The organism is Chryseobacterium taeanense, assembly GCF_900099685.1.
In the GTDB taxonomy this organism is placed as follows: domain Bacteria; phylum Bacteroidota; class Bacteroidia; order Flavobacteriales; family Weeksellaceae; genus Chryseobacterium; species Chryseobacterium taeanense.
This window is the reverse complement of the sequence record NZ_FNDW01000003.1, coordinates 129,892-142,975: the sequence shown is the minus strand read 5'-3', so window position 1 is coordinate 142,975 and position 13,084 is coordinate 129,892. Positions and strand designations below refer to the sequence as shown.

Sequence of the window (13,084 nt, the reverse complement as noted above, 5' to 3'; positions counted from 1 at the left end):
TGTTAAAAAAAAACCGTTCAAATGATGAACGGTTTCTAAGTATTTAAGAATACATTTTCTCTCTTAATTCTTTTACCTTTTTATCAGCAAGGTACTCGTCATAAGTCATTTCCCTGTCGATGATTCCCTGTGGAGTCAGCTCAATGATACGGTTACAGACTGTGGAAAGCATTTCGTGGTCATGAGATGACAATAGAATGTTTCCTTTAAAGTTGGATAGTGAGTTGTTCAAAGTGGTGATACTTTCAAGGTCTAAGTGATTGGTCGGTTCATCCAGTAAAAGAATGTTTGCTTTTTGAAGCATCATTCGGCTGAACATACATCTCATTTTTTCACCCCCCGAAAGTACTTTACAAGATTTTAAGGCTTCATCACCGGAGAAAAGCATTCTTCCTAAGAATCCTCTTACGAATTCTTCGTGGCGCTCTTCATCATTTTTAGTAAATTGTCTCAGCCAGTCAACCAGGCTTAGATCTTCCTGGAAAAAGCTTGTGTTATCCAAAGGCATATGAGATTGAGTTGTAGTAACTCCCCACGCCACTGTTCCTTTATCTGCTTCTATATTGCCCGCTAAAATTTCGAAAAATTCTGTGATTGCTAAAGAGTTTTTAGATAAAACAGCAACTTTATCTCCCTTTTTAAGATTTAAATCGATATTTGAGAACAATAATTCTCCATCTTTTGTTTTTTCTAAACCTTTTACATCAAGAATCTGATCTCCAGCTTCTCTTTCCATTTCGAAAATAATTGCCGGATATCTTCTTGAAGATGGTTTAATATCATCGATGTTTAATTTATCGATCATTTTTTTTCTTGCTGTTGCCTGCTTTGCCTTAGCAACATTAGAACTGAATCTTGCGATGAAATCCTGAAGTTCTTTTTTCTTTTCCTCTGCTTTTTTATTGGCCTGGGCTCTCTGTCTTGTTGCCAATTGTGAAGCCTGGTACCAGAAAGAGTAGTTACCGGTGTAAAGATTCAGTTTCGCATAATCAAGGTCACCGATGTGGGTACAAACGGTGTCTAAGAAGTGACGGTCGTGAGATACAACGATTACTGTGTTTTCGTAATCTGCAAGGAAATCTTCTAACCATGAAATGGTATCGATATCAAGGTCATTCGTAGGCTCATCCAAGATCAGTACATCTGGATTCCCGAAAAGAGCCTGCGCCAAAAGAACTTTTACTTTATCCTTGTTTTCAAGCTCACTCATCATCTGCCAGTGCATGTCTTCTGTAATTCCTACGTTTGAAAGCATGGTCTGCGCATCAGATTCTGCTGTCCAACCTCCCATTTCATCATAGATCACGCCCAGTTCTCCTGCTTTTATTCCGTCTTCATCAGAGAAGTCTTCTTTTGCATAAAGCGCATCCATTTCCTCTTTTATCTCGAATAATTTCTTATTACCTCTCAAAACTGCTTCAAGCACTGTATATTGATCGTAAGCAAAGTGATCCTGCTCCAGAACCGACATTCTTTTCCCAGGTTCCAAAGATACGTGTCCTGTTGTTGGGTCTTGTTTTCCTGTCAATATTTTAAGGAATGTAGACTTTCCTGCACCATTTGCTCCGATAATCCCGTAGCAGTTTCCTTTCGTAAACATAATGTTTACCTCGTCAAAAAGAACTCTTTTCCCGAATTGTAAAGATAAGTTAGATACTGTTAACATATAGTTTTGTAAATTTGGCGCAAAAATACGAAAAGAATTTGGGTATTTCGTAATAATGTAGTATTCAAGTTTTTAATGTGGGGTATTTTTTATATATTTAAAAAGAAATTTTTAAGATGAAGATCGAAAAGACAGTAAATATAGTAAACAGGAGAGCAAGATTCGAGTATGAAATTCTCGAAGAATATGAAGCAGGAATGGTGCTTACAGGCACGGAAATAAAATCTTTACGTTCTTCCAAAGCTTCTATTGCAGAATCGTTCTGTCAGTTTATTGATGGGGAATTATACATTATTAATATGATGATTGATGAATATAAATTGGGTACATTTTATAATCATAAAACAAAAAGGGAACGGAAATTGCTGTTGCACAAAAAAGAACTTCAAAAACTTGAGAAGAAATTAAAGGATGCAGGAAATACCGTTATACCTTTAAAATTATATATCAATGAAAGAGGAAAAGCAAAGGTGCTGATTGCTTTAGGAAGAGGGAAAAAACTCTTTGATAAAAGGGAGAGCATTAAAGATAGAGAAAATAAAAGAAACCTCGACAGAATATTAAAGAAAAGTTAAAAATCATCGGAAAAACTTTGTATATAAAGAAAAATTATATTTATTTTGCATTATCAATTATTTAATCATTTAATTCTATGAAAAATCTAAAATTAGGAATTTCAGCATTGGCGCTTACTGTCGCTTCTACTGTGTTCGCTCAGACTACCAACAATCCGTGGATGATCGGAGTTGGTGCTCACGCGGAAAACCATATGGCACAGAGAGGTAATTTCAGTAATACGTTCTCTGCTAATAATTTGACGAAGACAATGTTCAATATGAACAACTTCTCTATTACTCCGCCATTATCTAAACTTACTGTTGCTAGAAATGTAGGTAAAGGTTTAGTAATAGATTGGCAAACTACTGTAGGTAATGTTGAAAACAAGAGATTTAACATGGGTAAAGAATTCATGTTAATGACAGGTCTTGGTTTCCAGGCTAAAGCTGCAGGTCTTTTATGGGATGAAGAATCTTGGTTCGACCCATATTTAAGAGTAGGTGCTAACTACCTGAGACATGACTATACATCTCTTACTTTCCCTAGAACTGATGCTAATGGCGAGGTTATTGGAAATGGTGATGGTGGTAACGAAAATGGTAAGGCAAATTTCTTTACTGTTGCTACAGGTGCTGGTATTAACTTCTGGGTAACTAAAAATTTCGGTTTAGGAATTCAGGGAGATTATGTTTCTACTCCTGGAGATAAATCAAATGTTGCAAACTTCTGGCAAGCTTCTGCTTCATTAAACTTCAGATTTGGTAACAGAGACAGAGATAAAGACGGTATTTTAGATAAAGACGATTTATGTCCTGATACTCCAGGTTTACCAGAATTCCAGGGATGTCCTGATACTGATGGTGATGGAGTTCCAGATAAAGACGATCAATGTCCAGACGTAGCTGGTCCGGTTGAAAACAACGGATGCCCTTGGCCAGATACTGATGGTGACGGTGTTATCGACAAAGATGATGCTTGTCCTACAGTTGCAGGTCCTGCAGAAAACAACGGATGCCCTTGGCCAGATACTGATGGTGATGGAATCTTAGATAAAGATGATGCTTGTCCTACAGTACCAGGTCTTCCAGAATACAACGGATGTCCTAAACCTAAGGTGCAAACTGCTATTGATGTTGAAACTAAATTAGGAAGTGTATTCTTTGATTTTAACAAAGCTACTATTAAAGCGGAATCTAAACCAGCTCTAGATGAAGCTGCTGAAATTATTAAGAAAGATGGAGGTAACTATCTACTAGAAGGTAGAACAGATGCTAAAGGATCTGAAGCTTACAACTTAAAATTGTCTAGAGAAAGAGCTGCGGCTGTAGTTGCTGCTTTAGATGCGAGAGGTGTAGATGCTAATGCTCTTAAATCTGTAGGTGTTGGTAAAGCTAAAGCTACTGTACCTGCTACAGCTTCTGATGCTGAAAGACAAGTGGACAGAAAAGTAGTAGTAAAAGCTATTGAAGATATGAATGAATGGAACTCAATGAAGAAGAAAGATTATGAAGATGCTCCAGTGAAAAAAGCTCCAGCTAAAAAAACTACTAAGAAAAAAGTAGTTAAAAAAAGAAAATAATTAAATTTTTCTAAATATAAATACCTCCAGTATTCTGGGGGTATTTTTTTTTTGTTGACTTTTGAGTAATTTTGTTAAAAATTTAAAAATAAAATGGGAAGAGCATTTGAATATAGAAAAGCTTCTAAAATGGCCAGATGGGATAAGATGGCCAAAACTTTCTCTAAGATAGGAAAAGATATTGCGTTGGCAGTAAAGGCTGGTGGAGCGGATCCCGAATCCAATCCAGCGCTAAGAAGGTGTATCCAGAATGCGAAAGGAGCAAATATGCCGAAAGATAATGTTGAAAGAGCCATTAAAAAAGCAAGCGGTGCAGATGCGGAAAATTATGAAGAAATTACTTACGAAGGATACGGACAAGGCGGAGTTGCTTTTTTTGTTGAATGCACCACGAATAACCCTACAAGAACTGTTGCCAACGTGAGAGCTGTTTTTAACAAGTTTGACGGTAACCTTGGTAAAAATGGTGAACTTGCATTTATATTTGACAGAAAAGGTATTTTTACCATCGATTTAGCTCAAATCAAAATGGATTGGGACGATTTTGAAATGGAAATGATTGACGGAGGTGCAGAAGATGTGGAAAGAGATGAAGAAGAAGTAATGATTACGACGGCTTTTGAAGATTTCGGTTCTCTGTCTCATAAATTGGATGAATTGGGCATAGAAGCGAAAAGCGCAGAGCTTCAAAGAATTCCGAATAATACAAAAGAAGTGAATGAAGAGCAATTCAAAGCTAATATGAAAATGCTTGAGCGTTTCGAAGATGATGATGACGTACAAAACGTTTATCACAATATGGAAATTACAGAAGAGATGATGGAAACATTGTAAAAAAATAATATAACATTCATATACAGTTAATTTTCAATTAGTTTCTTTGCATAAGATTATGAAAAGAAACGTTGAATTGGTTGTCATATCGGATGTTCATTTGGGAACTTATGGATGTAAGGCTAAAGAATTACTGAGATATCTTAATTCTATTCAGCCTAAAACTTTAGTGTTGAACGGTGATATCATTGATATCTGGCAATTCAAAAAGTCTTACTTTCCTAAGCCTCATCTGAAGGTGATCAAAAAGATCCTTTCATTGGCTACAAAAAATACAGATGTGTACTACATCACCGGAAATCATGATGAAATGTTCCGGAAGTTTACCGACTTCGAATTGGGTAAACTAAAAGTCTGTAATAAAATCTGCTTAGATATTAACGATAAAAAAACATGGATCTTCCATGGTGACGTTTTTGATGCATCCGTTCAGCATTCAAAATGGATCGCCAAGCTTGGAGGAAAGGGCTACGACCTGTTAATTATAATCAATAATGTTGTAAATTGGTTTTTGGAGAAAATGGGTAGAGAGAAATATTCGTTTTCAAAAAAGATTAAAAATAATGTGAAAAAAGCCGTAAAATATATCGGAGATTTTGAACTTACTGCTTCTGAACTTGCTATCGACAATCATTATGATTATGTAATCTGCGGACATATCCATCAGCCGCAAATTCGCGAAGTAATCAACAAAAAAGGGTCCTGTACATATCTGAATTCAGGAGACTGGATCGAAAACCTTTCCGCTCTGGAATATCATGATAAAGAATGGAAAATTTTTTATTATGAAGATCATAAGCATATACTGAAAGACGATGCGCAAGATGAAATAAAAGATATTGATAGTGCAGAACTTTTGAAAATAGTAACCAATTTTACGAAATGAAAATCCTGTATGCATTTCAGGGGACAGGAAATGGTCATGTGGCAAGAGCGCAGGAAATTGTTCCCATCCTAAAAAAATATGCTTCTGTTGAAACATTGATAAGTGGACATCAGTCGCAATTAAAAGCCGATTTTGATGTTAATTATCAACATAAAGGAATTTCTCTTCTTTATGATAAAACAGGCGGATTATCATATAAAAAAACATTTACAGAAAATAGTTTTGTTGAAGCATTCAAAGCAATAAGAGGAATTGACCTTTCACAATACGATCTTATTATTAATGATTACGAACCGCTTACCGGCTGGGCATGCAAACTGAAAAATCATCCGATGATTGAGCTAAGTCATCAGGCTTCGATGTTATTTAAAGAAACGCCAAAACCAGAAAAGAGAGATTTTTTTGGAGAATTGGTGCTGAAATATTATGTTCCGAGTAAACGAAGAATTGGTTTTCATTTTGAAAGTTATCATCCGCAGATTAAAAAGCCTGTTATCAGAAAAAAAATCAGAAATCTCAATCCGGATAAAAAAAGTTTTTATCTGGTATATCTTCCAAGTTTTTCAGATGAAAATATCATTAAAGTTTTAACTCAGATTCCTGTTGAGTGGAAAGTCTTTTCTAAATATTCTAACCTACAGTTCAGGGAAAAAAATGTTGAAGTTTTTCCTATCGATGAATTTCAGTATTTGCGAGCTTTTGAAAACTGCGATGGAATTCTATGTAATGCCGGTTTTGAAAGTCCTGCAGAAGCGCTTTTTATGGATAAAAAACTATTTGTCATACCTATTCATAATCAGTACGAACAGGAATGTAATGCCTGTGCTTTAGATAAAATGGGAATTCCGAATTCCAAGGTTTTAAAATTGGAAGAAATACAGGATTGGGTAGCTTCAGATCAACATCTGAAAGTAGATTATCCTAATGATATAGAAAACATAATATTAAATGAAGTTTTGTGTTTTGTTTAATCTTTTAAAGATTTGATATAATTAAAGATAAATAATTATATTTACATTATCTGAAACCAAATTATTAACACCAAAAAATTATTAAAATGAAAAAATCAGAAATCTTAAGAGCTAATGTTCTGTCTAAAAATGAACTGAAAAATCTTTATGCAGGAGATAAAAATCCTCCATGCGTGATCTCATGTTGTGACCCGAAATTACCACCGTGCGGATTTGTTAATTGCAATGGCGTACAATGTCCCGGACAACCAAAATAAATCGTATGACTTCAAATAAAAAGACCACAAAATGGTCTTTTTTAATTTATAAGGAATTGAGTATTGCTATTTATTCAGGAAAACATCGTCAACGTCGTTCATTCGCATCATGACAGATCTAGCGTAAGAACAGTGCGGATATACCTTCCAATTGTTTTCTCTCGCAAACTTTATAGCTTCTTCTACAAGATATTTTCCCATTCCGCGGCCTTCAAATTCAGGATGAACCAATACAAAAGAAATGATTAATTTATTTTCTTCGGGGAAAATCGTGTATGTTAATCTGCCTACCTCTTTAATTTCATTGTTTAAAGTGATGACACCGCCGTTTCCCGATTTATTATTTTCGAATCTCATATCATAAGTTTTAATAATCATAAAACTGCAAAAACCACACCGATATAATGAATTGTGAATTGTCATTCGTTTTCATGCGTCAATTTAAGAATGAATTAGATTCACCATTCATTGGCAAAGCAAAATTGAGAATTGACTCAATTAATTATCTCTCCCTGTGTAGTAATTATAATCTTTAATAATAACGCCTATAAACTGTCTTTCCGTCATTTTAGTAGGATCAATTTCCAGTTTTAGGATACTTTTTATTTTATCTGAAAGTTTACTGATGATCTGCCGGTCGTCTACTCTTAACGCTTTTAAATAATTATCTTTTATAATTCTCATATCATTATCACTCAGTGCAATCACCTGAGGAAAAGTAGGAAGGTAATCTTCTTTAATATTTTCCAGGATGGTATGAGAAATATTAATATTATTCTTTAAAGAAATGACTGCTGTTCCGGAGGCAATATCTCCCAATCGCTGATTGTTTTTAGAAATGATCATAGAGATCAGAGCGACCACTCCGACAAAAGAAGTATCAATAATTCTGAAAACCCAGCGGATCAGGTAATCTCCGAATCCTGCCTGATATCCATCGATTTTTACTACACGAATTTTCATAATCTTTTTTCCGGGAGTTTGTCCTTCCATGAGACTCTCAAGAACCACAGGGTAAATAAATGCCGGAAGGAGAAGGATAATGTAAATGGCAGCGATCGACCACTGATCCATCCCCGCAAGCACATAGCCAAGATCGAGAATATTGAAAAACGTATAAATAACAGCAATTCCATAGGCGATCTTTATCAGCATGTCGATAATGAATGCAACAAGCCGGTCTCCAATACTGGCGACATTAAAATTAATATTTACATTTTGTGAAGTATTAATCGCAATTTGAGACATAATTTTTATTATTTTAGCCTTAAGTTATGAGAGAAGTTTATTTCATTAAACAAAATAAAGAAAAATGGTTGGGAATCGAACAGGTTATTCAGGGTAAAATTAAAAAAAATCCTGACGATCTTTCGTCGCTGTACATTAATCTCGTCAACGATCTTTCTTTTGTGCAGACCTATTATCCGAAAAGCAATACGACAGTCTATCTGAATCATCTTTCTTCGCAGATTTTCCAAAAAATTTATAAAACAAAAAGGGTAGAAGAAAACCGCCTTTTGTATTTTTTTAAAACGGAAGTTCCTTTACTGGTGTATCAGTATAGAAGGTATTTGGGGTATGCATTTTTATTTTTTACACTGTTTACGCTGATCGGAGTACTTTCCGCGATATATGATAAAGATTTTGCGAATATTATTTTAGGGGAAGGATACGTCAATCAGACGATCGAAAATATAAAATCAGGAAATGCAGTTGGCATTTATCAAAGTGGTTCGACCTGGGGAAGTACGATCGGGATTATATTCAACAATATCGGAGTTGGAGCCAAACTTTATATTTACGGAATTTTCGGTGGTGTGGGTACTTTGTGGGCGCTCTTGTCAAACAGTGTGATGCTCGGTTCGTTCCAGTATTTTTTTTATGATTATGGCGCATTGCAGGACAGCGCGCGAGGTATCTGGCTTCACGGTGTTTTTGAAATATTTTCCATGGTGGTAGAAGCGATGTGCGGACTGATTCTGGGAGCTTCTATTTTGTTTCCGCGAACTTTTTCAAGATTTAATTCTTTTAAAAACGGATTTAAAGATTCCTTTAAAATATTTTTAAGTACGGTTCCGTTTACGGTCTGTGCAGGAATCATCGAAGGATATGTCACGAGACATGCGCTGGAAATGCCTTTGTTTTTAAATTTAATCATTATCTTCGGATCGTTGGCAGTGATCGGGTTTTATTATTTTTTCTATCCTTCCATCGTCAACAGAAAAATCAATAACCAAATTCATGATGCAGTTTTATAAAAAGAGAGATTTTGGAACTTTTATCACAGATAGTTTCGCCTTTTTTAAATTATACGGGAAAAATTACTTTAAAAATTTTTTACTTCTCAACGGTTTGCTGTTGATTCTTATGGTCGTTGTCATTGTCTTCGGGTATAAAGAATTCTTCGGAGCGATTTTCGGATCCAATATCAGCGGGCAGAGCTATTATTTTGAACAGCTTTTCAATGATAATCTCGGAGTATTCATTGTTTCGGGCATATTGCTATTCATACTGTCTACAGCATTAATAACTATTAATTTACTGTTTCCGGTTTTTTATATGAAAAGAATTGCGGAAGGAAATACTCATATTAAGACAGACGATATTCTTGGGGACTTCAGAGTAAACGGAAAAAAAGTTGCTGCCACATATTTTGGCTTGACTTTTCTTGTACTGCCGGTTGCGACCATTATTTTTGGAATTTCATACATCCTTATTTTTATTATTATCGGTCTTGTGCTTATTCTTTTTGTTGGGCCAAACCTTTTCAATATTGTTTCGTTTCTCTGTTACGATTATTTCAATGGTAAAAGAAGCTTTTTTGAATCATTAAGTTATGCTGTACGTTCACAGTTTTCTTATGCCAACAGAAGAGAAAAGTCTCCTTATTGGAAATACTGGGGTGCAACGCTTATCATGTTCATATTGTTTTATATTGTAAGCATATTTTTCTCATCTATTCCGATGATTATGTTCTTTATAAAACTTTCCACCACAGCCCCAGATGCGCAGTTTGAGCGTAATCCTTTTGTAGGAAGCTTTGGTATATTGTTTTTTCTTATATATGGTATTTCCTCAGTTATCTCAACGTTACTGATGAATGTTTTATATATCAATTCGGGGTTAATGTATTACGACAGCCGTACAGATCTTCATCAAAAAGTAGAACTGGCAGAAATAGACACCATTGGAATTAATGAATAGACTTTTTTTTATTTTATTGATTTTCATTTCTGCCGGCCATATTCATGCGCAGACTCAGGACGACCCGCCACCGCCGGTCGCAGAAGTTTATGTAGACTCTCTGAGTACGGGGCATTACAAAAATATGTATCGTGCAGATTCTGTTTTACTGCAAAAACCGATTACAGAAAATACACTTTACCCTAAAAAATTTAAAGACAGCATTCAGTCGAGGTACAAAGAAAAAGATTTTGACTATACAACGGTAAAGCCAAGAATGTCTTTGTGGGAAAAAATCATGGCAAAAATAGTGAAGATCCTGAACAGCATTTTCGGAGAGACGGTTTTTACAAAATCCGGAAACATAGCCGGTATTCTGGTGCGGTTATTTGCTATTATTTTAGTCGGTTTCCTGCTTTATTTTATTATTAAATATCTCATCGGAAAGGAGGGAAATTTCCTGTTTGGAAAGAAAAATAAAAAAGTAGATATTAAAGAAGAAGAGCTTCATGAAAACATCCACGAAATCAATTTCCCTGAAAGTATCCTGAAGTTTGAAAGATCCGGAGATTTCCGTTCGGCGGTACGTTATCAGTTTCTCTTTGTATTAAAAAAATTAAGTGATAAAAAACTTATCATCTGGAATCCCGAAAAAACCAATAAAGATTATGTTGCCGAGCTGAAAGCGCCAAATCTTAAAGATGAATTCTTTAATCTGTCATATATTTTTGATTATGTATGGTACGGAGAATTCGGTATTTCTGAGGAAAGTTATCAGAAATTCAAAAACCAGTATCAATCCTTTAAACCGTAATTTTTATCATGAATAAAACTTTCAAAATATATGCTGTGATCTTCATCGTCGTGATGATTATTCTGGCGTTATTTGAAGTAAACAAGGCGGAGACTACGGACTGGAGGAAAAATTTCGATATCAATCAGAAGTCACCTTTCGGGTTGTATGTTTTTAACCATGAGGTTAATACACTTTTTAAGAATAAAATTAAAAAAATAAATCAGACACCTTATGATTACTACCAGTCTGAAAAAAAACCTCATAATATTCTGGTGATAGAAGAAGACATTGACACAGAATCGTGGGGCAAAATTCTGGATCAGGTTTCTGAAGGATCGGATGCGATGCTTATTGTGAGCGAAATGCCAAAAGAGGTTTCGGACAGCATTGGCTATTATGATTCGCAGATTTCTTTTGAAGACAAAAATGTTTTGAAACTTACAGATAAAAAGTATCAGAATGATTTTATTCATCTGGATAAATTTCCGTCAGGAAGAGGTTTTACCTTCATAAAACCAGGCGTTGAAGTTTTAGGAAAGACCGTGGAGAAAAACAATTCCGACCAGGCCAATTTCATTAAAATTAAATTCGGGCAGGGAAATATCTATGTGCATTGCGAACCGCTTTTCATCAGCAATTATTATCTTCTAAAACGAGGAAATGTAAAATATGCTCAGGATATTTTTTCATATCTTGATGATCGCGAAACGGTTTGGTTTGTAGAAAATGATGCAAAAGTTTCACAGTTTTTCCTGAGGTTTATTCTCTCAAATCCGGCGTTGAAATATGCCTGGTGGGTATTATTGGGAGGACTTGTACTTTTTATTTTCTTTAATGCTAAGAGAAAACAACGAATCGTCCCAATTATCGAACCGCTAAAAAATACGTCGGTAGATTTTGTGAAAAGCATAGGCAATTTGTATCTGCAGGAAGGAGATTTCCATGATATGATGGCCAAAAAAGCGCAGTATTTTCTGAATAAAATCAGAATGGATCTTCTGATTGATACCCAGAATCTGGATGAAGAATTTGCCAAAAAACTTCATCTTAAAACAGGTAAACCTATAGAAATGATTGACGAAGCCATAAAGCTAATCAAAAAAGCACAAGATCCTTACGCACAGGTAATGAAAGAAGATCTTGCAAAAATGAATAAATTACTTGATGAAATAATTTAAAAAAATGTAACAATCTAAAAGTATAACAGTGTAACAATTCTCTTTAATTGGTAAACTGTTACATTGATAAATTGTTAAATTATATGATATGGAAAACTTTGAAAACCAAAATACAGAAGATCATTCTTCTATAAACCTTGATAAAAAGGAAGAACAGTTTCAGTCGAGAATTGATATGATTGAGCTTCGTTCCAGCCTGGATAAAGTTAAAACCGAAATTGGTAAAGTGATTGTAGGGCAGGAAAGTATGGTAGAGCATCTTTTGGCTGCGCTTCTGTCTAATGGACATGTATTGATTGAAGGTGTTCCCGGAGTGGCAAAAACGATTACAGCAAAGCTGCTGGCCAAAACTATTGACGTAGGCTTCAGCAGAATTCAGTTTACACCGGATCTTATGCCTTCCGATATTTTGGGAACTTCTATCTTCAACGTAAAAAATTCTGAATTTGAATTTAAAAAAGGTCCGATTTTCTCAAGCTTTATTTTAATTGATGAGATCAACAGGTCCCCTGCAAAAACCCAGGCTGCTCTTTTTGAAGTAATGGAGGAAAGACAAATTACGATGGATGGTACTCGTTACACGATGGATGAGCCTTTTCTGGTGGTTGCAACCCAAAATCCAATTGAGCACGAAGGAACGTACAGGCTTCCTGAAGCACAGCTTGATCGCTTTCTGTTTAAAATAAATGTAGGTTATCCAGACCTCGCGCAGGAAATTTCGATTATTAAAAATCAGCACGAAAGCAAAAATGAAGATAAAACAGAGGTGGTGAATCGTGTTATTACGGCGCAGCAATTAAAAAACTATCAGCATCTGGTAAAAGAAATCATCGTAGAAGCTCAACTGATGGAGTATATTGCCAAGATTATTGTAAATACAAGAGAAAATCAGTTCCTGTATTTGGGTGCATCACCGCGTGCAAGTCTGGCATTGTTAACCGCTTCTAAGGCTTTTGCCGCGTTAAGAGGAAGAGATTTTGTAACTCCGGAAGATATTAAAGAAGCCAGCTATGCCGTTTTGCGACACAGAGTGATCGTATCGCCTGAAAGAGAAATGGAAGGACTTACGGCAGACGAAATTATCAGACAAATTTTAGAAGGGATAGAAATACCAAGATAGAAATTGGCTGTTGGCTCAGAACCGTCAGTTGACAGTTTTTAGCTTGCTGCCTATTG

14 protein-coding genes are annotated in these 13,084 nt (G+C 35.3%); 11 read left to right on the top strand and 3 right to left on the bottom strand.

Annotated features, from left to right (window positions below; translation table 11 throughout):
- Positions 1 to 43 precede the first annotated feature (43 nt).
- The gene (locus tag BLR30_RS06090) at positions 44 to 1,666 is read right to left on the bottom strand and encodes an ABC-F family ATP-binding cassette domain-containing protein (protein ID WP_089856184.1); all 1,623 of its coding nucleotides are present in this window, start codon (positions 1,664 to 1,666) and stop codon (positions 44 to 46) included.
- A 116-nt stretch (positions 1,667 to 1,782) separates the two neighbouring features.
- Here BLR30_RS06090 and smpB point away from each other — a divergent pair, with 116 nt between their 5' ends.
- From smpB to BLR30_RS17670, 6 genes are all read left to right on the top strand, one after another.
- Entirely contained in the window at positions 1,783 to 2,241 is a 459-nt protein-coding gene (gene smpB / locus BLR30_RS06085; RefSeq protein ID WP_089856182.1) for an SsrA-binding protein SmpB, read from the top strand.
- Positions 2,242 to 2,318: 77 nt separating this feature from the next.
- A complete protein-coding gene (locus tag BLR30_RS06080; RefSeq protein ID WP_089856179.1) occupies positions 2,319 to 3,803 on the top strand; it encodes an OmpA family protein in 1,485 nt (494 codons plus the stop codon).
- A gap of 93 nt (positions 3,804 to 3,896) precedes the next feature.
- A complete protein-coding gene (locus BLR30_RS06075; RefSeq protein ID WP_089856176.1) occupies positions 3,897 to 4,637 on the top strand; it encodes a YebC/PmpR family DNA-binding transcriptional regulator in 741 nt (246 codons plus the stop codon).
- 58 nt (positions 4,638 to 4,695) lie between these two features.
- Positions 4,696 to 5,523, top strand: coding sequence for a UDP-2,3-diacylglucosamine diphosphatase (locus BLR30_RS06070; protein WP_089856174.1), 828 nt, complete (start codon positions 4,696 to 4,698; stop codon positions 5,521 to 5,523).
- Complete coding sequence (locus tag BLR30_RS06065) at positions 5,520 to 6,494, top strand: glycosyltransferase family protein (RefSeq protein ID WP_089856172.1); 975 nt, start codon at positions 5,520 to 5,522, stop codon at positions 6,492 to 6,494. The genes BLR30_RS06070 and BLR30_RS06065 overlap by 4 nt, the downstream gene beginning before the upstream one ends.
- 86 nt (positions 6,495 to 6,580) lie before the next feature.
- Positions 6,581 to 6,751 carry a hypothetical protein gene (locus BLR30_RS17670; RefSeq protein WP_175443609.1) on the top strand — a complete coding sequence of 57 codons (171 nt, stop codon included), beginning with the start codon at positions 6,581 to 6,583 and terminating at the stop codon, positions 6,749 to 6,751.
- Positions 6,752 to 6,817: 66 nt separating this feature from the next.
- On the opposite strand, the gene BLR30_RS06060 is transcribed toward BLR30_RS17670, so the two are convergent.
- On the bottom strand, positions 6,818 to 7,108 hold the full coding sequence (locus BLR30_RS06060) for a GNAT family N-acetyltransferase (protein ID WP_089856526.1): 291 nt from the start codon (positions 7,106 to 7,108) through the stop codon (positions 6,818 to 6,820).
- A gap of 141 nt (positions 7,109 to 7,249) precedes the next feature.
- Entirely contained in the window at positions 7,250 to 7,999 is a 750-nt protein-coding gene (locus BLR30_RS06055) for an RDD family protein (protein ID WP_089856170.1), read from the bottom strand.
- Between the two features lie 26 nt (positions 8,000 to 8,025).
- On the opposite strand from BLR30_RS06055, the gene BLR30_RS06050 reads away from it, so the two are divergent.
- From BLR30_RS06050 to BLR30_RS06030, 5 genes are all read left to right on the top strand, one after another.
- Positions 8,026 to 9,009 carry a stage II sporulation protein M gene (locus BLR30_RS06050; RefSeq protein WP_089856168.1) on the top strand — a complete coding sequence of 328 codons (984 nt, stop codon included), beginning with the start codon at positions 8,026 to 8,028 and terminating at the stop codon, positions 9,007 to 9,009.
- On the top strand, positions 8,993 to 9,955 hold the full coding sequence (locus BLR30_RS06045) for a DUF4013 domain-containing protein (RefSeq protein ID WP_089856167.1): 963 nt from the start codon (positions 8,993 to 8,995) through the stop codon (positions 9,953 to 9,955). Before BLR30_RS06050 ends, BLR30_RS06045 begins: the two co-directional genes overlap by 17 nt.
- Positions 9,948 to 10,748: a DUF4129 domain-containing protein gene (locus tag BLR30_RS06040; protein ID WP_089856164.1), complete on the top strand. Its 801-nt coding sequence runs from the start codon at positions 9,948 to 9,950 to the stop codon at positions 10,746 to 10,748. Before BLR30_RS06045 ends, BLR30_RS06040 begins: the two co-directional genes overlap by 8 nt.
- An 8-nt stretch (positions 10,749 to 10,756) precedes the next feature.
- Complete coding sequence (locus BLR30_RS06035; RefSeq protein ID WP_089856162.1) at positions 10,757 to 11,908, top strand: hypothetical protein; 1,152 nt, start codon at positions 10,757 to 10,759, stop codon at positions 11,906 to 11,908.
- 88 nt (positions 11,909 to 11,996) lie between these two features.
- A complete protein-coding gene (locus BLR30_RS06030) occupies positions 11,997 to 13,028 on the top strand; it encodes an AAA family ATPase (protein WP_394332367.1) in 1,032 nt (343 codons plus the stop codon).
- Positions 13,029 to 13,084 lie beyond the last annotated feature (56 nt).